General features: G+C 60.5%; 13 protein-coding genes. 6 read left to right on the top strand and 7 right to left on the bottom strand.

Going from position 1 to position 18,890, the window contains the following annotated elements; genetic code table 11:
* Positions 1-152 precede the first annotated feature (152 nt).
* The 3 genes from ACL2XG_RS14490 to ACL2XG_RS14480 all read left to right on the top strand — a co-directional run bounded on the left by ACL2XG_RS14490 (position 153) and on the right by ACL2XG_RS14480 (position 4,269).
* Complete coding sequence (locus ACL2XG_RS14490) at positions 153-821, top strand: glutathione S-transferase (protein WP_413721878.1); 669 nt, start codon at positions 153-155, stop codon at positions 819-821.
* A gap of 153 nt (positions 822-974) precedes the next feature.
* Positions 975-2,342, top strand: a complete 1,368-nt coding sequence (locus ACL2XG_RS14485; RefSeq protein ID WP_413721879.1) for an NCS2 family permease — start codon at positions 975-977, stop codon at positions 2,340-2,342.
* A 280-nt stretch (positions 2,343-2,622) separates the two neighbouring features.
* Positions 2,623-4,269: a Na+/H+ antiporter gene (locus ACL2XG_RS14480; RefSeq protein WP_413721880.1), complete on the top strand. Its 1,647-nt coding sequence runs from the start codon at positions 2,623-2,625 to the stop codon at positions 4,267-4,269.
* A 75-nt stretch (positions 4,270-4,344) separates the two neighbouring features.
* Here the strand turns inward: ACL2XG_RS14480 and ACL2XG_RS14475 are convergent, their stop codons facing one another.
* Positions 4,345-5,247 carry a LysR family transcriptional regulator gene (locus ACL2XG_RS14475; RefSeq protein WP_410012561.1) on the bottom strand — a complete coding sequence of 301 codons (903 nt, stop codon included), beginning with the start codon at positions 5,245-5,247 and terminating at the stop codon, positions 4,345-4,347.
* A gap of 103 nt (positions 5,248-5,350) precedes the next feature.
* On the opposite strand from ACL2XG_RS14475, the gene ACL2XG_RS14470 reads away from it, so the two are divergent.
* Complete coding sequence (locus tag ACL2XG_RS14470; protein WP_410012560.1) at positions 5,351-5,773, top strand: CidA/LrgA family protein; 423 nt, start codon at positions 5,351-5,353, stop codon at positions 5,771-5,773.
* A complete protein-coding gene (locus tag ACL2XG_RS14465) occupies positions 5,766-6,455 on the top strand; it encodes an LrgB family protein (RefSeq protein ID WP_410012559.1) in 690 nt (229 codons plus the stop codon). Before ACL2XG_RS14470 ends, ACL2XG_RS14465 begins: the two co-directional genes overlap by 8 nt.
* A 213-nt stretch (positions 6,456-6,668) precedes the next feature.
* On the opposite strand, the gene ACL2XG_RS14460 is transcribed toward ACL2XG_RS14465, so the two are convergent.
* From ACL2XG_RS14460 to acs, 3 genes are all read right to left on the bottom strand, one after another.
* Positions 6,669-8,348, bottom strand: a complete 1,680-nt coding sequence (locus ACL2XG_RS14460; RefSeq protein ID WP_413721881.1) for a cation acetate symporter — start codon at positions 8,346-8,348, stop codon at positions 6,669-6,671.
* A complete protein-coding gene (locus ACL2XG_RS14455) occupies positions 8,341-8,658 on the bottom strand; it encodes a DUF485 domain-containing protein (RefSeq protein ID WP_413721882.1) in 318 nt (105 codons plus the stop codon). The genes ACL2XG_RS14460 and ACL2XG_RS14455 overlap by 8 nt, the downstream gene beginning before the upstream one ends.
* Before the next feature lie 63 nt (positions 8,659-8,721).
* Positions 8,722-10,680: an acetate--CoA ligase gene (acs, locus tag ACL2XG_RS14450; protein ID WP_413721883.1), complete on the bottom strand. Its 1,959-nt coding sequence runs from the start codon at positions 10,678-10,680 to the stop codon at positions 8,722-8,724.
* A 546-nt stretch (positions 10,681-11,226) separates the two neighbouring features.
* Here acs and gltP point away from each other — a divergent pair.
* Positions 11,227-12,543 (top strand): glutamate/aspartate:proton symporter GltP, encoded by a 1,317-nt coding sequence (gene gltP, locus ACL2XG_RS14445; RefSeq protein WP_410012555.1) that lies wholly within the window; start codon positions 11,227-11,229, stop codon positions 12,541-12,543.
* Positions 12,544-12,936: 393 nt separating this feature from the next.
* Here the strand turns inward: gltP and ACL2XG_RS14440 are convergent, their stop codons facing one another.
* The 3 genes from ACL2XG_RS14440 to ACL2XG_RS14430 are packed head-to-tail and all read right to left on the bottom strand — an operon-like array spanning position 12,937 to position 18,889.
* Positions 12,937-16,056 carry an efflux RND transporter permease subunit gene (locus ACL2XG_RS14440; protein ID WP_413721884.1) on the bottom strand — a complete coding sequence of 1,040 codons (3,120 nt, stop codon included), beginning with the start codon at positions 16,054-16,056 and terminating at the stop codon, positions 12,937-12,939.
* Entirely contained in the window at positions 16,053-17,642 is a 1,590-nt protein-coding gene (locus ACL2XG_RS14435) for an efflux RND transporter periplasmic adaptor subunit (protein WP_410012553.1), read from the bottom strand. Before ACL2XG_RS14435 ends, ACL2XG_RS14440 begins: the two co-directional genes overlap by 4 nt.
* A complete protein-coding gene (locus ACL2XG_RS14430) occupies positions 17,639-18,889 on the bottom strand; it encodes a TolC family protein (protein WP_413721885.1) in 1,251 nt (416 codons plus the stop codon). Before ACL2XG_RS14430 ends, ACL2XG_RS14435 begins: the two co-directional genes overlap by 4 nt.
* Position 18,890: the final 1 nt, after the last annotated feature.

The following is an 18,890-nucleotide window of genomic DNA, read 5'->3' as shown; positions in this document are numbered from 1 at the left end:
TCTTAGGTGGCTAATTATCAATAATTGGAATTCATTTGCAACAATTAGTAAGAATTACATTTGCAATTGCCTGCGAAAAACCTGGCGATCACAGCGGATGGCGCAAGGGGTGGTCTACAGTAATAACAGGCAATCCCTTCAAGGAGCGCGCGATGCTATCCGTTCATCACCTGAATAAATCCAGATCACACCGTATCCTGTGGCTATTGGAAGAGCTTGATCTGCCCTACGACGTTTTTTATTACCAGCGGGATAAACATATGCTGGCGCCTGAAACGCTGAAAATAATCCATCCGCTGGGCAAATCACCCATTCTTACCGACGGCGCGCTGACCCTGGCGGAATCGGGCGCCATTATTGATTATGTGCTGGATCGCTACGACGGCGCGTTCCTGCTTGCGCCGCAGGACAGTCGCAGCGAGGAGTGGGTACGGTATCGCTACTGGCTGCATTATGCCGAGGGGTCGTTAATGCCGTTACTGGTGATGAAGCTGATTTTCGGCATGCTGGGTAAACCGCCGGTACCGCTGCTGGCAAGGCCCATCGGCGCGGCGGTGGGCAAGGGGGTATCGCGCAAGTATCTCGATCCCCAGTTGCTGACCCATTGCCGGTATCTGGAGAATCATCTCAGCCAGTATCCCTGGTTCGCCGGCGACCGGTTCAGCGCGGCGGATATCCAGATGAGCTTTCCGCTGGAGGGCCTGGCGACGCGCGTGGGCATTGACGGGTACCCGTCGCTGCGGTCTTATCTCGATAAACTGCGGCAGCGGCCGGCCTACCAGCGGGCGAAAGAGCGCGAGCAGCAGCCCGGGACAGCCTGAGGACCCCCGCCAAATCAATAAAGTGTCAGCTAAAGGAACTTTCGGTTGAAATCCCCCCGCCGGGGGCAGGATAATCCCCGCCCTCGCATGGTTATATCATCGCAATCGTGACGGTAAGTGATGATGAAGCAACATAATCCCAGGGGATTTTTTATGTCCAGTTCCATCCAACCGGCCAGCGACAACGCCCGGCCGCGCTCCTCGCTTGATGCCTGGTTCCAGATTTCCGCGCGCGGCAGTACCCCGCGCCAGGAAGTATTGGCCGGCCTGACCACGTTTTTGGCCATGGTGTATTCGGTGATCGTGGTGCCCGGCATGTTGGGCAAGGCCGGGTTTCCGCCGGCGGCGGTATTTGTCGCCACCTGCCTGGTGGCGGCGTTCGGTTCGCTGTTGATGGGGCTATGGGCCAACCTGCCGATGGCGATCGGCTGCGCCATTTCCCTTACCGCCTTTACCGCGTTCAGCCTGGTCTTGGGCCAGCATATCAGCGTGCCGGTGGCGTTGGGCGCGGTATTCCTGATGGGGGTGGCGTTTACCCTGATTTCCGCCACCGGCATCCGCTCCTGGATCCTGCATAACCTGCCTATGGGCGTGGCCCACGGCACCGGTATCGGCATCGGCCTGTTTTTATTGATTATTGCCGCCAACGGCGTCGGCCTGGTGGTAAAGAACCCCATCGAAGGCCTGCCGGTGGCCTTGGGTCATTTTGCCTCGTTCCCGGTCATGATGGCGCTGACGGGGCTGGCGGCCATTTTTGGCCTGGAAAAGCTGCGGGTGCCGGGCGGCATTTTGCTGGTGATTATCGCCATCTCGCTGCTGGGCCTGATATTTGATCCCCAGGTCAGCTATCGCGGGCTGTTTGCCTTGCCGACCCTGTCCGACGCCGAGGGGCATTCGCTGATTTTTAACCTGGATATCAAGGGCGCGCTGCAGCCGGCGGTATTGCCAAGCGTGCTGGCGCTGGTGATGACGGCGGTGTTCGACGCCACCGGCACCATTCGCGCGGTGGCCGGGCAGGCCAACCTGCTGGATAAGGATGGCCAGATTATCAACGGCGGCCGCGCGCTGACCGCGGATTCCCTGAGCAGTATCTTTTCGTCGCTGGTGGGCGCGTCCCCGGCCGCGGTCTATATCGAATCCGCCGCCGGGACCGCCGCCGGCGGCAAGACCGGGCTGACCGCGACCATTGTCGGCCTGCTGTTCCTGGTGATCCTGTTTTTATCGCCGCTGTCTTATCTGGTGCCGGCGTACGCCACAGCACCCGCGCTGATGTATGTCGGCCTGCTGATGCTCAGCAACGTCGCCAAACTGGATTTCAGCGATTTTGTCGACGCGATGTCGGGACTGCTGTGCGCGACCTTTATCGTGCTGACCTGCAACATTGTCACCGGTATCATGCTGGGCTTCGGATCGCTGGTTATCGGCCGGGTTTTTGCCGGGGAATGGCGCCGGCTTAACGTCGGCACGGTGCTTATCGCCGTGGCGCTGGTCACGTTTTACGCCGGCGGCTGGGCTATCTGAGGGGTTTAATGCCGGCGTGACGCGGCTACCCGCCGTCGCGCGGGTTATTTGCGCAGCTTTATCTTGCTTCCAGGCCGCGCCGGTTTCTTTAACCGGCGCGGTTTTTTATTGCTATCCCGGCGCCGCTACCCGATCGGGGGATAAAAAAAAACCGCCCATGGCCGATAACAGGTTTTTAACTTTTGGCAAAATGATCTACTATCAAAACTCGCGTTTCAGGCCAGGACCCCGCTCCAGGGCCAGACGGTAAACGTTGCCAGAAGGACAGACTAAGGTAAGCATGGAAATCTTTTTTACAATTCTGATCCTCACCTTGATTGTATCCCTGTCGGGTGTGATTACGCGTATTTTGCCGTTTCAAATTCCCCTGCCGTTAATGCAGATTGCGCTGGGCGCGCTGCTGGCCTGGCCGCAGTTCGGCCTGCACGTGGATTTTAACCCGGAGCTGTTCCTGGTGCTGTTTATCCCGCCGCTGCTGTTCGCCGACGGCTGGAAAACCCCGGCGCGGGAATTTTTACGCCACGGCGGCGAAATCGTGGCGCTGGCCCTGGTGCTGGTGCTGATTACCGTGGTCGGGGTCGGTTACCTGATTTACTGGATGGTGCCCGGCATTCCGCTGGTGGCGGCGCTGGCGCTGGCGGCGGTATTGTCGCCCACCGATGCCGTGGCGCTTTCCGGCATCGTCGGCGAAGGCCGCATCCCCAAGAAGCTGATGGACATCCTGCAGGGCGAGGCGCTGATGAACGATGCGTCCGGCCTGGTCTCGCTGAAGTTCGCCATTGCCGTGGCCATGGGCACCATGGTGTTTACTGTGGGCGGCGCCACGCTTGAGTTCGTGAAAGTGGCGGCCGGCGGTTTACTGGCCGGCGTGGCGGTGACCTGGGCCTATAGCAAGTCGTTGCGGCTGATCAACCGCTGGAGCGGCGACGACCCCGCCACCCAAACGGTATTGCTGCTGTTGTTGCCCTTCGCCTCCTACCTGATAGCCGAACATCTCGGCGTGTCCGGTATCCTGGCGGCGGTGGCCTCCGGCATGACCATCGGCCAGTCCGGCATTATCCGCAACGCGCCGCTGGCCATGCGCCTGCGCGCCAATAGCGTCTGGGCGATGCTGGAGTTCGTGTTTAACGGCATGGTGTTTATCCTACTGGGCCTGCAGTTCCCGGAAATCCTGGCCACCTCCATTACCCAGGCCGAGCTGGATCCGACCATCGAAACCTGGATGCTGTTTACCGATATCGTAGTGATCTATGCGGCGCTGATGCTGCTGCGGTTCGTCTGGCTATTGTTGATGAAAAAATTCAGCCAGCGGTTTTTGCATAAACGGCCGATGGTGTTTGGCGACTACAGCATGCGCGAAATCCTTATCGCCTCCTTTGCCGGGGTGCGCGGCGCCATCACCCTGGCCGGCGTGTTGTCGATCCCGCTGCTGCTGAGCGACGGCGCCGCGTTTCCTTCCCGCTACCAACTGGTGTTTATCGCCGCCGGGGTGATCCTGTTTTCGCTGATCTGCGGGGTGGTCGCCCTACCGCTGCTGCTGCGCGGCATCGTGGTATCGGATAAGGCGCTGAACCGCAAGGAAGAGCGCATGGCGCGCGCCGCCGCCGCCGAGGTGGCTATTGAAAGCCTGCGTAAAATGCAGGAGCGGCTGGCCAACGATAACGAAGAAAATATCGACACCCAGCTGCTTAACGAGGTTAGCGCGCGGGTTGTCGGCAACCTGCGCCGGCGCGTCGACGGCAAAAGCGATCAGGGCGACGCGCTGCTGGCGGAAAACCTGGAGCGGCGCATGCGGCTCAATGCGCTGCGCGCCGAACGGGGCGAGTATTATCATCTGCGCGCCCAGCAGAAAATCAGCAATGAAACCCTGATGAAGCTGCTGCACGATCTGGATTTGCTCGAGGCGCTGCTCATCGAGCGGGAATAGTGCCCGGGGGCGTCCGGCGGGGAAGCGCGCTGATGTCCGTTTATGGCCGCGTGCGGCTATCCGCTGGCGTGCCGTTTAGCGCGCATCGGCGGGTTTCGGCTGCGGCCAATGCTGGCGGCAGGCGGTTATCCAGGCCTGGGCGCCATGGGACAGATAACTGTCCTGGCGCCAAATAAGCCCCAGTCGCCACATCATCAACGGCGCTACCGGCAGCGACAGCAGCCGGGTTTTGTCCAGCCGCCGGCAGATGGGCTCGGGCAGGATGGCGATGCCGATGCCCGCTTCCACCATGGCCGCCAGAAAATCCCATTGCCCGCTGCGCACAGCGATTTGCGCCGTGATGCCCCCGGCCTGGAAGGCGGTCATCAACTGCCGGTAAAGCGCAAAATCCTCGTTATAGATTAATATCGGCCAGCTCCCCAACTCGGCAAAAGGCACTGTGTCGCGCCTGAGCCACGGCGCTGCGCGCGGCACCACCGCGCATAACGGGTGGCCAAACAGGGGCAATATGGCCAGGGCGGCTTCGGTATCAGGCGTCAGCGCGGTCAGCGCCACATCCAGCTCGCCGGACAATACCGCCTGCTGTACCGTCAAACCGCCAAACTCGGCGATCTGCAATTCTATACCGGGGTACTGGCGGCGGAAATCGCGGATCAGATCCGCCATCTGCGTACCGACCATGGGGGGAATGCCCAGCCGCAGGCGGCCTTTTTTCAGCGAGCCGATATCCTCCAGCTCCGTCTCCAGCTGGCGGAATTGATCCAGAATGCCCAGCCCGCGGTGATACACCGCCTGCCCGCTGTCGGTCAGGCGCAGCCTGCGTCCCTCGCGGATCAGCAACGTGCAGTCCAGCTCCTCCTCCAGATGTTTGAGCATTTTGCTGATGGTGGGCTGGGTAACGAATAAGCTTTGCGCCGCGCGCGTAAAGCTTTGCTGTTTGACCACTTCCACAAAATATCGCAGGGTGCGGATATCCATGACTATTCCAATGGGTAATGATATCCATGATATTAATTCATTTTAAGCAAGTTTACCCGTCCGCCTATAATGCCGTTTCTTCGAGGCAAAAAAGGATGCTGTCATGCTGTCGCAAGGGCGCCTGAACCTGCCGCCGCGCGTGCTGCAATATCAACTCCCGGTCCAGGTGGGGTTGTATATCGGCCTGTTCCTGATAGCCCAGCAATTGGTGGCGCGTTTTCATCTGCCGCTGCCCGCCAATGTGGTGGGCATGTTTATGCTGCTGGCGCTGATTTTATCCGGTATCGTGCCGGTGGCGTGGGTGGCGGCCGGCGCGCGCTGGCTGTTGGCGGAAATGTTGCTGTTTTTCGTCCCCGCCGTGGTGGCGGTGATTAATTATACCCAACTGCTGATGCTGGACGGCTGGCGTATTTTTGTGGTGATTGCCATCAGCACCGTGCTGGTGCTGGGGGTTACCGGCCTGGTGGTCGACCGGGTGTATCGTTTTGAGCTGTGGCTGGCGCGCCAAAAGGCCCGACATGATTGATCTGATCCTGGGTTTGGCCTGTTTATTGGTGACCTTGGTACTGTATTTCGCTAATAAGCACCTTTATCGCCTTCATCACCACCTGATGCTGATGCCGCTGATTTTTACCCCGGCGGTGCTGGTGGCATTGCTGGCGGTAACCCATGTTTCCTATCAGCACTATCTGGTGGAAACCCATTGGCTGTTATGGCTGTTGGGTCCTGCCACCATCGCGTTTGCGGTGCCGGTATACGAAAACCTCGCCATTATCCGCCAGCATTGGCTGTCGCTTTGCGCCGGCGTTATCGCCGCGACCCTAACGGCGGTCATCAGCTCGGTATGGCTGGCGCGTCTGCTGGCGTTGCCCGAGGTTATCCAGCGCAGCCTGGCGGTGCGTTCCATCACCACGCCGTTCGCGCTCGAGGCGGCCCGGCAGATGGGCGGCCAGCCGGATCTGGTGGCGCTGTTCGTGGTGATCACCGGCGTGTTCGGCATGGCGATGGGCGATATTGTTTTTTTGCGTTTGTCGGTCACGGGCAAGATGGCCAAAGGCGCCGGCCTCGGCGCGTCATCCCACGGCGCGGGCACCGCGCGCGCCTATGAGCTGGGCCGGGAGGAGGGCGTGGTGTCGAGCCTGGTGATGATGCTGGCGGGAGTGCTTACGGTGATGGTGGCGCCGCTGATTGGGCGGGTGATGTGGTAAAGCCGCATCAGTAATTTGATTTTATGGGTAAAAGACTTGCGTGGCGCGGGCGCCGGACGCGCGCTGGTAAAGGCGGTCCGTCCGCACGGACCGCCGGGCCGCTTGCCTGCGCCGGGCAATTCCTCTATCGCCCAGTGCGTGGCACGCGTAACCCTGCCTAGGCGATAGAAACCCCACCGGCGGTCGCAAGCGACACCTTTGCCGCCGCCGCGATCAGGCCTTTTTGAACGCGGCCGGGGCCGGTGTTTCCGGCCGCACGGCGTTGGGTTCGCGCACGCCGGTCTGCGAGCGGATAAACTGGGCGAAGAACAGCGCGCGCTCGCTGGCGCCCTGCGCCGAGGTATCGGTAATCGAAAACACCCAGATACCGATAAACGCCACCAGCATCGAGAACAGCGCCGGATATTCATACGGATAAATCGGCGCGGCATGGCCCAGCACCTGCACCCAGACGGTCGGCCCCAGGATCATCAGCATCACGGCGGTAATCAACCCCAGCCAGCCGCCCACCATGGCCCCGCGCGTGGTGAGCTTCGACCAGTACATCGACAGCAGGATAATGGGGAAGTTACAGCTGGCGGCAATGGAGAAGGCCAGCCCGACCATAAAGGCGATGTTCTGCTTTTCAAAGGCAATGCCCAGCGCAATGGCGACGATGCCCAGGATCACCACGGTGATTTTTGACACCCTGAGCTCGTCGCGTTCGGTGGCGTTGCCGCGCTTGATGACGCTGGCGTAAAGATCGTGGGAAACCGCCGACGCCCCGGCCAGGGTCAGTCCCGCCACCACCGCAAGGATAGTGGCGAAAGCCACCGCCGAGATAAAGCCCAGGAAGAAGTTGCCGCCCACGGCGTTCGCCAGGTGGATGGCCGCCATATTGGCGCCGCCCAATAACGCGCCGGAGCTGTCCTTAAACACCGGGTTGGCGCCGACCAGCAAAATAGCGCCGAAACCGATGATAAAGGTTAAAAAGTAAAAATAACCCATAAAACCGGTGGCGTAGAGCACGCTCTTGCGCGCTTCCTTGGCGTCGCTGACGGTAAAAAAGCGCATCAGGATATGGGGCAGGCCGGCGGTGCCGAACATCAGCGCCAGTCCCAGCGAGAGCGCGGAGATGGGATCGGAGACCAGCCCGCCGGGGCGCATGATGGCGGCGCCTTTGCTATGCACCTTCATGGCCTCGGAAAACAGCGTGTCAAAACTGAAGTGGACGGTTTTCATCACCATCAGCGCGATAAACGTGGCCCCCGCCAGCAACAGCACCGCTTTGATAATCTGCACCCAGGTGGTGGCCAGCATGCCGCCGAACAGCACATACATCACCATCAGGATGCCGACCAGCACCACCGCCACATGGTAATTCAGGCCGAACAGCAGCTGGATAAGCTTACCCGCGCCCACCATCTGGGCAATCAGGTACAGCGCCACCACCACCAGCGAACCACAGGCGGACAGGGTACGAATCGGCATTTGCTTAAGGCGGTAGGAAGCCACGTCGGCAAAGGTGTAGCGGCCGAGGTTGCGCAGCCGTTCGGCGATCAAGAACAGGATAATCGGCCAGCCGACCAGGAAACCCAGCGAATAGATCAGGCCGTCATAACCCGAGGTATACACCAGCGCGGAAATACCGAGAAACGACGCCGCCGACATATAGTCGCCGGAGATGGCCAGACCGTTTTGCAGGCCGGTGATATTGCCGCCGGCGGTGTAATAGTCCTTGCGCGAGCGGGTCCGTTTCGAGGCCCAATAGGTGATATACAGCGTCATGGCGACAAACAGCACGAACAGGATGATGGCCTGGATGTTCAGCGGCTGCCGGTCCCCCGGCGCCGCCTGTGCCAGCAGGGGAACGGCCAACAGCAAGCCCGCGGGGAATCTGATGAATTTATGCATCGTACCGTACCTCGCGCAGGAGCTGTTGGGTCAGGCGTTCAAATTCGCCATTGGCGCGGATGACATAAACCGCGGTCAGGACAAATGAGAGGATGATAATGCCGACACCTATCGGGATACCGCGCGTGATGCTGGTCCCCTCATGGATCGGCGTGCCCAGCCAGCCCGGCGCAAAGGCGATCAGCATGATAAAACCATAGTAGATCACCAGCATTATCAACGAGAGCAGCACCGCGAAATGCTGTCGTTTGGCCACCAGTTCCTTGAAGTGTGGGTTACTCGCTATCCTTTGATAAATGACGTCATTCATCAGGGACTCTCCAGTAGGGTAGAGGTAAAGATCGGAAAGCGCCGTCCGGAGACGGCGGAGTTTTTATGAAGGCATATCCATGGATTGTTTTTCTTCTAACAGCTTTTCAACGACGCCCGGATCGGCAAGCGTCGAGGTGTCGCCCAGATTACTGGTGTCGCCGGCGGCAATTTTGCGCAGGATGCGGCGCATAATCTTGCCGGAGCGGGTTTTAGGCAATGAATCGGTCCAGTGCAGGATATCCGGGGTGGCGATGGAGCCAATTTCCTTGCGCACCCAGCGCTTCACCTCGTTATACAGTTCGGCGGTGGGTATCTCGCCGTGGTTAAGGGTAATGTAGGCGTAAATAGCCTGGCCTTTGATCGCATGCGGAATACCGACCACCGCCGCCTCGGCGATTTTCGGATGCGATACCAGCGCCGACTCGATTTCCGCGGTGCCGAGGCGGTGGCCGGACACATTCAGCACATCGTCCACCCGGCCGGTGATCCAGAAATAACCGTCTTCATCGCGCCTGGCCCCGTCGCCGCTGAAATACATGCCTTTAAAGGTGGAAAAATAGGTTTGCTCGAAGCGGTCGTGATCGCCATACAGGGTGCGCGCCTGCCCCGGCCAGGAATCGGTGATCACCAGGTTTCCCTCGCCGGCGCCTTCCTGGATAGCGCCGCCGTTATCCACCAGCGCGGGCTGGACGCCAAAAAACGGCAGGGTGGCGGAGCCGGCCTTCAGCGCCACGGCCCCCGGCAAGGGCGTGATCATGAAACCGCCGGTTTCGGTTTGCCACCAGGTATCCATGATTGGGCATTTGGCGTTGCCGATTTTATGGTAATACCATTCCCAGGCTTCCGGGTTGATGGGTTCGCCCACCGACCCCATGATGCGCAGGGATGCGCGGCTGGTGCCCTCGATGGCCTTGTCGCCCTCGGCCATCAGCGCGCGGATGGCGGTCGGCGCCGTGTACAGGATATTGACCTGGTGTTTATCCACCACCTGGGCCATGCGCCGGGCGTCGGGCCAGTTCGGCACCCCTTCGAACATCAGGGTGATGGCGCCGCAGGCCAGCGGGCCGTAAAGCAAATAGCTGTGGCCGGTTACCCAGCCCACGTCGGCGGTGCACCAGTAAATATCGCCGGGATGATAATCAAAGACATATTTAAAGGTCATGGCGGCGTAGACCAGGTAACCGCCGCTGGTATGCAGCACGCCTTTGGGTTTACCGGTCGAGCCGGAGGTGTAAAGGATAAACAGCGGATCCTCGGCGTTCATTGCCGCCGGCGGGCAGTCGTCAGCGGCGCGCGCCACCGCGTCATGCCACCAGAGATCGCGCCCCTCGGTCCAGTCGATGTCTTTACCGGTGCGCTTAAAGACAATTACCCGTTCTATGGTTTTTACCGTCGGGTTTTTCAGCGCGTCGTCGATATTCTTTTTCAAGGGGATCTTGCGCCCGGCGCGAATGCCTTCGTCGGCGGTGATCACCAGTTTGGCGCTGGAGTCGACAATCCGTCCGGCAATGGCCTCGGGGGAAAAACCGCCGAAGATCACCGAATGTATCGCCCCGATACGGGCGCAGGCCAGCATCGCCACCGCCGCTTCCGGCACCATGGGCATGTAAATCGCCACCACATCGCCTTTGGCGACGCCTTGCTCTTTCAGCACATTGGCGAAGCGGCACACCGCCTGATGCAGTTGCCGGTAGGTCAGGGTCTCGCTTTCGCGGGCGTCGTCCCCTTCCCAGATAATGGCGCTCTGATCGCCGCGTTCCGCCAGGTGCCGGTCCAGGCAGTTGGCGGATACATTGAGGGTTCCGTCTTCAAACCAGCGGATTCGCACGTGGCCGGGGTCGAAAGAGGTATTTTTCACCCTTTGGTAAGGCGTGATCCAATCAATAATCTTGCCCTGTTCACCCCAGAAGGTATCGGGGTCGGTGACAGACTGTTGATAAAGCTGGCGATATTGCTCCTGGGATAACAGGGCGCGTTGCGCAATCGCGTCGGGAATCGGGTACGTATGGGGATGGCTCATGGTTTCCTCCTTGGATTTGTTAATAATATGTCAAGCGAGGGTTAATTGAACCTGCCCTGAGGGCTTTGTTTCTTTTTTGCGCGTTAGATCACGCAGCAAAACTGAGGTTTTACCTCAGCGTACAAAAATCTGCCGCGAACTGAACTTTTTGTCCGTTTGTAGGGAGTTTATTTATCATACATAAATATTTTTTTGGTCGCTTTTTCATCGCCGATTAAAGCGCCAAAAAAGAAAAATAAGGACCGAAAAGAGAAGGGTAAACCTGATTATAATGCGTAAATGGATAAAATTTATCAAATTATAACAAACGGTTATATGAGATATTAGGCCTAATTCCACCGCAATAAGTTAAATCGTCGCCAACTCCCTATAAATCAGCGCTTGCATTCGGGCTTTTCAAGATGGTACAGAGTGACGTCCTTTTTTTTAGGCAGTCTGTAAACAGGCTCCGCCGCGTCCGATGACAGGGCGCTAAAAAATGCGCGCGACGACGTATTCAGGCCGCAATCGGCCACGACGGAATCACTTCGGGAAATTGTAAATGTTATGAAAAAGTTAAAAATTAGTCTTGCCTGGCAAATTCTCCTGGCCCTGATCCTGGGCATCGGCGCCGGGGCGTTGCTGCATAACCAGATTGAAGCGAGGGTATGGTTTATCGGCAATATTCTTGCGCCGGCGGGCGATATTTTTATCCGTCTTATCAAGATGATCGTGGTGCCTATTGTTATCTCCACGCTGATTGTGGGCATTGCGGGCGTCGGCGATGCGAAAAAGCTTGGACGCCTGGGCCTGAAGACCATTGTTTATTTCGAGATTATCACCACCCTTGCCATTGTGTTGGGCATTACGCTTGCCAACGTGTTCCAGCCGGGGCACGGGATTGATATGTCCACGCTTGCGGCGGTGGATATTTCCCAATATGAAAAGACCACGGAACAGGTGCAAAGCGGCAACCATAGCCTGGTGGGCACGCTGCTTTCGTTGATCCCGCCGAATATTTTCGCCGCCATGGCGCGCGGCGATATGCTGCCGATTATTTTTTTCTCGGTGTTGTTCGGTTTGGGTCTGGCGGCTTTGCCCGGCGAGACCAAGACGCCGCTGCTTAATGTGTTTAAGGCCGTGGCCGAGACCATGTTTAAAGTGACCCATATGATCATGCGCTATGCGCCGGTGGGGGTATTCGCCTTGATTGCGGTGACGGTGGCCAATTTTGGTTTTGCCTCGCTGCTGCCGCTGGCCAAGCTGGTGCTGTTGGTGTATGCCGCGATCCTGTTTTTTGCCCTGGTGGTGTTGGGGCTGGTGGCGCGGTTGTGCCATTTGCGCATCTGGACGCTGATCCGCATCCTGAAGGAGGAGCTGATCCTGGCCTATTCCACCGCCAGTTCGGAAAGCGTGCTGCCGCGTATTATCGAGAAGATGGAAGCCTATGGCGCGCCTGCGGCAATCACCAGTTTTGTGGTGCCGACCGGGTATTCCTTTAACCTGGACGGTTCCACGCTGTACCAGAGCATCGCGGCTATTTTTATCGCCCAGCTGTATGGTATCGATCTGTCCATCGGCCAGGAAATCGTGCTGGTGTTGACCCTGATGGTGACGTCGAAGGGGATTGCCGGCGTGCCGGGGGTGTCTTTTGTGGTGCTGCTGGCGACGCTTGGCAGCGTGGGTATTCCGTTGGAGGGGCTGGCGTTTATCGCCGGCGTCGATCGCATTTTGGATATGGCTCGTACCGCCCTGAACGTGGTGGGCAACGCGCTGGCGGTGCTGGTGATAGCCAAGTGGGAAAACCAGTTCGATAGCGATAAGGCCCTGGCGTATGAACAGCAGGTACTGATGCTGAAGGCGTCGGCCGCGACGCCCTTCTGAAGGCGGCGCGCGCTCCCTTTAACATGACTTCTGTCGGTTTGGTGACGGCGGGCCCAGCGTGCCGTGGGGCGCTCGGTCGGGCGGGAAAAGCACGCCCGATTCGACCCCATTGGCACGCTCTCCCTTTAACACGTTTGCTTTGAGATGGGTGTTGGCGGGCATACCCTGCCATGGGGCGCTCGGTCGGGCGGGAAAAGCACGCCCGATTCGACCCCATTGGCACGCTCTCCCTTTAACACGTTTGCTTTGAGATGGGTGTTGGCGGGCATACTCTGCCATGGGGCGCTCGGTCGGGCGGGAAAAGCACGCCCGATTCGACCCCATCGGCATGCTCTCCCTTTAACACGGCTTCTGTCGGTTTGGTGATGGCGGGCCCAGCGTGCCGTGGGTGCGTTAACCTTTGCGGTGCAATAGGCGATACAGCGCCGGGATCACCAGCATCGACAGCAGCGGCGCGCTGACCATGCCGCCGATCATCGGCGCGGCGATGCGTTGCATCACCTCGGATCCGACGCCGCCCCCCCACATGATGGGCAGCAGCCCGGCCATGATGGTGGCCACCGTCATCACCTTGGGGCGTACGCGCAGCACCGCGCCTTCGCGGATGGCCGCCAGCAGTTGAGCCTCGCTGAGCGGTTCGTGGCCGGTGCGATGGTTTTCCATGGCATGATTAAGGTACAGCACCATAATCACCCCAAACTCCGCCGCCACCCCCGCCAGGGCGATAAAGCCCACCGCCGCCGCCACCGACAGATTATAATGCAGCAGGTAAAGCAGCCAGACGCCGCCTATCAGGGCAAAGGGCAGCGTGCCCATAATCAGCAGCGCGTCCCTGACCCGGCCGAAGGTGACATACAGCAGGACAAAAATAATCGCCAGCGTAAAGGGCAGCACAATTTTCAGCTTGGCGCTGGCGCGCTCCAGGTATTCAAATTGTCCCGACCAGCTTAACGAGACGCCTTCCGGCAGCTTGACCTGCTGCGCCACCGTCCGCTGCATTTCCTGCACGGCGGATTTGAGATCGCGGCCGCGTAAATCGACGTAGATCCAGTCCGACAGGCGGGCGTTCTCGCTTTTCAGCATCGGCGGGCCTTCGCTGACGCGGATATCCGCCAGATCGGCCAGGCTGACCTGCGCGCCCCCGGCAGTCACTACCGGCAAGTCGCGCAGTTTCTGCACCGAGTCGCGCAACTCGCGCGGATAACGTACGTTGATGGGGAAACGTTCGCGGCCTTCAATGGTTTCGCCGATATTATCACCGCCGATAACCGCCGCCACGATGGACTGCAGTTCACCCACCGACACGCCGTAGCGGGCGGCGCGCACCCGATCGATATTGATATCGATATAGCGCCCGCCGTTGAGCCGTTCCGCCAGCGCGGAGGTGACGCCTGGGACGTTTTTCACCACCCGTTCGATCTGCTGGGCCACCGCCTCGACCTGCTCGATATTATTGCCGTTCACTTTGATCCCCACCGGGCTTTTAATTCCGGTGGCCAGCATATCGAGCCGGTTGCGGATGGGGGGCACCCAGATATTGGCTACCCCCGGCAGCGACACCGTCCGGTCCAGTTCCTGCACCAGCTTATCGGTGGTCATACCGGGCCGCCATTGATCCCTGGGCTTGAAATGGATGGTGGTTTCCAGCATGGTCAGCGTCGCCGGGTCGGTGGCGGTTTCGGCGCGTCCCGCCTTGCCGAAAACAGTGGCCACTTCCGGCACGGTTTTAATCAGCCGATCGGTTTGCTGCAACAGCCGGGCGGCTTCCCGCGCCGATATGCCGGGCAGCGTGGAGGGCATATATAATAAATCCCCCTCGTCCAGCGCCGGCATAAACTCGGTGCCCAGGCGGCTGAGCGGCAGCAGGGTGACCACCAGCAGCGCCAGCGACAGGGCAAGCGTGGTTTTCGGCCACGCCAAAACCTTGTCCAGCAGCGGCTGATACATGCGGATTAGCCCCCGGTTGAGCGGGTTGGCGTGTTCGTCCGGGATACGCCCACGGATAAAGTACCCCATCAATACCGGCACCAGGGTAATGCCCAGTCCCGCCGAGATCGCCATGGCATAGGTTTTGGTGAACGCCAGCGGGCCGAACATCTTGCCCTCCTGCGCCTCCAGTGAAAATACCGGAATAAAGGACAGGGTGATGATCAGCAGGCTGCAAAACAGCGCCGGCCCCACCTCGGTGGATGCGCGGGCGGAGATTTCCCAGTAATCCTCGCTTTTCGGCGTCTGTCCGGGATGATCGTGCCGCCATTTTTCCAGCACCTTGTGCATATTTTCAATCATGACTATCGCCGCGTCCACCATGGCGCCGATGGCGATGGCGATGCCGCCGAGCGACATGATATTGGCGTTAACCCCCTGGTAATGCATGACGATAAAGGCGCCGAGGATGCCCAGCGGCAGGGTGATGATCGCCACCAGCGCCGAACGGAAGTGAAACAGGAACAGGCTGCACACCAGCGCCACGACGATAAACTCTTCCAGCAGCTTATGGGAGAGGGTTTCTATGGCCTGCTTGATAAGGCTCGAACGGTCATAGACCGGCACGATTTGCACGCCTGGCGGCAGGCTGCGGCGCACCTCGTTCAGCTTTTGTTTGACCGCGTTGATGGTCTCCAGCGCATTTTTGCCATAGCGCATGATAACAATGCCGCCGGCCACTTCCCCCTCGCCGTTCAGTTCGGCCACGCCGCGCCGCATTTCAGGACCCAGGCGGATATCGGCCACATCGGACAGCAACACCGGCACGCCGCCGCGCGAGGTGATGACGATATGATCAAAATCCTCCGGGGTTTTAAGGTAACCGGCGGCGCGCACCATATATTCGGCCTCGCTCATTTCCAGTACCGATCCGCCGCCCTCCTGGTTGGCTTGCTTAACCGCGTCGATGACCTGCTGGTGAGACAGGTTAAGCGCCCGCAGCCGGTCCGGTTTCAGCAGGATTTGGTATTGGCGCACCATGCCGCCGACGCTGGCCACTTCCGACACGTTCGGCACGGTTTTTAATTCGAATTTCAGCACCCAATCCTGGATGGCGCGCAGATCGGCCAGGCTGTGGCGCCCGGTTTTATCCACCAGCGCGTATTCATAGACCCAGCCGACGCCGGTGGCGTCCGGCCCAAGGCTGGCCTTGGCCTCCGCCGGCAGCGTAGACTGCACCTGGCTGAGATACTCAAGCACCCTTGAGCGCGCCCAGTAGGGATCGGTGCCGTCCGCGAACAGGATATAGACATAGGCGTCGCCAAACATCGAGAAGCCGCGCACGGTGGTGGCGCCAGGCACCGACAGCATGGTGGTGGTCAGCGGATAGGTCACCTGATCCTCCACCACCTGCGGCGCCTTGCCGGGATAACTGACGCGGATAATCACCTGTACGTCGGACAGGTCGGGCAGCGCGTCCACCGGCATACGCTGCAAAGACCAGATGCCCCAGGCGGTCAGCAGCCCGGCGGCCAGCAGCACCAGCAGACGGTTGCGCAGCGACCAGCGAATGATAAAGGCGATCATTTGGCACTCCCCAGCGGCATCATTTGGGTGATGCGCGCACCGCTGTCGTCAAGCGTAAAGTGGAACATGACACGGCTGCCGACGGCGATGCCCTTGGGTAGTCCGCCCGCGGGCAGGATAAAATCCATGGTCATCGGCGGCCAGTTCAGGCCGGGCACGGCATGGTGCGACAACGTCGCCATTTCGCCGTTAACCGCGTCGATAACGCCCTCGGTGGCATATTCCTGCGCGGCGCCGGGCGGCGGCGATTGCGTCGCGGCGCTGTCAGCCGGCGTAGCGGCGGACGGGGAGGCATCGTCCGCGCCGGCGCCAGGATTTATGCCGGTTGCCGCCGGCGAAGAGGCATCCGTATCGTCCGCCATCTGCGGCAGGGCGCTGCGCAGGCTGGCTTCGGAATCAATCAGGAACTGGCCCGAGGTGACCACCCGATCGCCGGCGGCCAGCCCTTTACGCACTTCCACCCAGTCGCCGAACTCCCGGCCGGCGATAACGCTTACCGGGGTGAAATGCCCGTCGCCCTTGGCCAGCAGCACGGTATTGCGGCTGCCGGTCTGGATCAGCGCGTCCTGCGGCATGGTCAACACCGTTTCGCCCCGCGCCGCCTGCGCCAGGCGGATGTTAAGGTACATGCCGGGCTGCAGCTTGCCGTCATGATTTTCCAGCGCGATGCGCGCCCGGTAAGTGCGGGTGGCGTTATCCACCACCGGCAGCATTTCCGCAATCCGGCCGTGAAACAGGTCTCCCGGCCAGCGTGACGTCGTGGCCTGGATATCGCTGCCGGGCTGGAGGGCCCCGGCCTGGGATTCAGGATAATCCACCACCACCCAGACCGGATCGAGCGAGCTGAGTTCAAACATCGCCTGGGACGTGCCGACCTGGCTGCCTTCGCGCACCTCCAGGCGGCTGATAAAACCCTGCTCCGGCGCCCGTACTTCGATACGGGTTTGCGGCCGGCCGGTTTTTTCAATAGCGCGGATAATGTCCTCCGGCATAAACAGCAGTTGCAGACGCTGGCGCGCCGCGGCGGTGAGCGACGCATCCCCCAAATGCCGCACCGCCAGATACTCCTGCTGGGCGGCGCTCCATTCCGGAATCCACAGCCGCGCCAGCGGCTGGTCCTTTTTCACCAACTGCTGCTCGGCGCGGACATAGAGTTTTTCCACCAGACCGTTGGCGCGCGCCGGTATCACCTGTATTCCCCGATCGTCAATGCTGACGGTGCCGAACGCCTCGAAACGCGGCTGCACGGTTCTCAATGCCACCGTGCCCAGGCGCACGCCCAGGTTTTGCTGCTGGCGGGCGCTGACGGTTACTCCGCCGTCCTGCTGCGTCTCGTCGGCATAACGCGGCGTCAACGGCATATCCATAAACGGCGATTTGCCGGGTTTATCAAAGCGCTGTGCCGGCGACATGGGGTCGTACCAATACAGCACCCGGCGGCCGCTGTCGGCCGCGGGATTGGCCTGGGCCGGCGTGCTTGCCGCTTCCGGCGGCCGGCGCAGGAAATAACCGGCGGCAAAGGCGGCGCAGAGCGCGGCCAGGGCCAGGACGACGGCGACGGTACGTCCGGTGGTAATACGGTTCATGACCTGTTCTCCTGCGGGATAAGATAACGAATGGCGGCCCAGCTTTGCGCCAGTTCCCTGGCGGCGCGGGTTTCATTCTGCTCGCTGGCCAGCAGGGCGCTGCGCGCGCCCAGCAGTTCGGCGAGCGTGGCGCTGCCGGCGCGATACTGCGCCTGCATCAGCTGCAGTCGCTGCTTTTGCAGCGGCAGTACCTCGTCCCGCTGCCGCAGCCAGCGGGCCTGGGCGGCCTGGTACTGGGCCACCAGGATATTCAGCTGGGCGGTATGATCCCGAATGGTCTGCGCCAGGCGATCGTTGGCCTCGAAGGTACGCGACTGGTCGGCGGCATGATCCTTATCCTGCCGTTGCGACTGGAACAGCGGCAGATCGACGGTAAACATAATGCCGGCCATATCGTCGCGGCCGCTGTCGCGCTTGCCGTAATACACTTCCACGCCGACATCCGGAATCGCCGCCACCGCCGACTGCGCGGAACGGGCCTGCGAGACTTCCGCCTCGCGCCGCGCCTGCACTATTTCAGGATGCTGGTTCACACCCTGGGCCAGTGCCTGCGGATCGGCCGGCAGGCGGTCGAACCGCGGCAGGGGGCCGGCGGTCTGGATACGATCGATGCCGGTCAGCTGCATCAGGCGCGCCTGCGCCATCGCCACGTCCCGCTGCGCGTCGGTAAGCGCATCGCGCATATCGATCACCACCAGGCGGCCGTCCAGCACCGCGCCGGCGCTGCCCCCGCCGGCTATCGCCGCCTTCTGCACCGCGATCTGCCGTTCGCTTTCCGTCAGCAGATGGGTCGCCGCCTCGACCGCCTGTTGCGACAAGGCCAAATCCAGCCAGGCCTGGGCAGTATCCCGCTGCAGTTGCGCGCGCAGGTTTTGATAACCGGCGGCGGTGGAGGCCGCCTCGGCCCTGATCGCGTCCGCTTTGCGTTCGCGTTTGGTACTGCTGACATAATCCTGCATGACGCCGATGCGCTGCATGGTCATGTCTTCACGGGTAAAACGCCGGGCATTGCCGCCGCCCACCGGCAGGTTATCAATGCCGAATTTCAGCTTGGGGTCGGGCAGCTGCAGGGCGGAATCGGCCATATTTTCCAGCGCCTGGCGCTGATGAAGGTTGGCGGAAAGATCCGCCGAATAGCGTTCGGCCCGGGCCAGCGTCTCATCCAGGCTCATTTGCGCCGCGGGAGCCGCGGCGGAAACGAACAGCATGAGGACCAGCCACGTCCGGGAGGAGCATGGTAGCAACATA

Origin of the sequence: Sodalis sp. RH24, assembly GCF_047324145.1 — a bacterium.
In the GTDB taxonomy this organism is placed as follows: Bacteria; Pseudomonadota; Gammaproteobacteria; order Enterobacterales; family Enterobacteriaceae; genus Acerihabitans.
The sequence above is the reverse complement of the archived record's forward strand: the minus strand, read 5'-3'. Positions and strand labels throughout refer to the sequence as shown.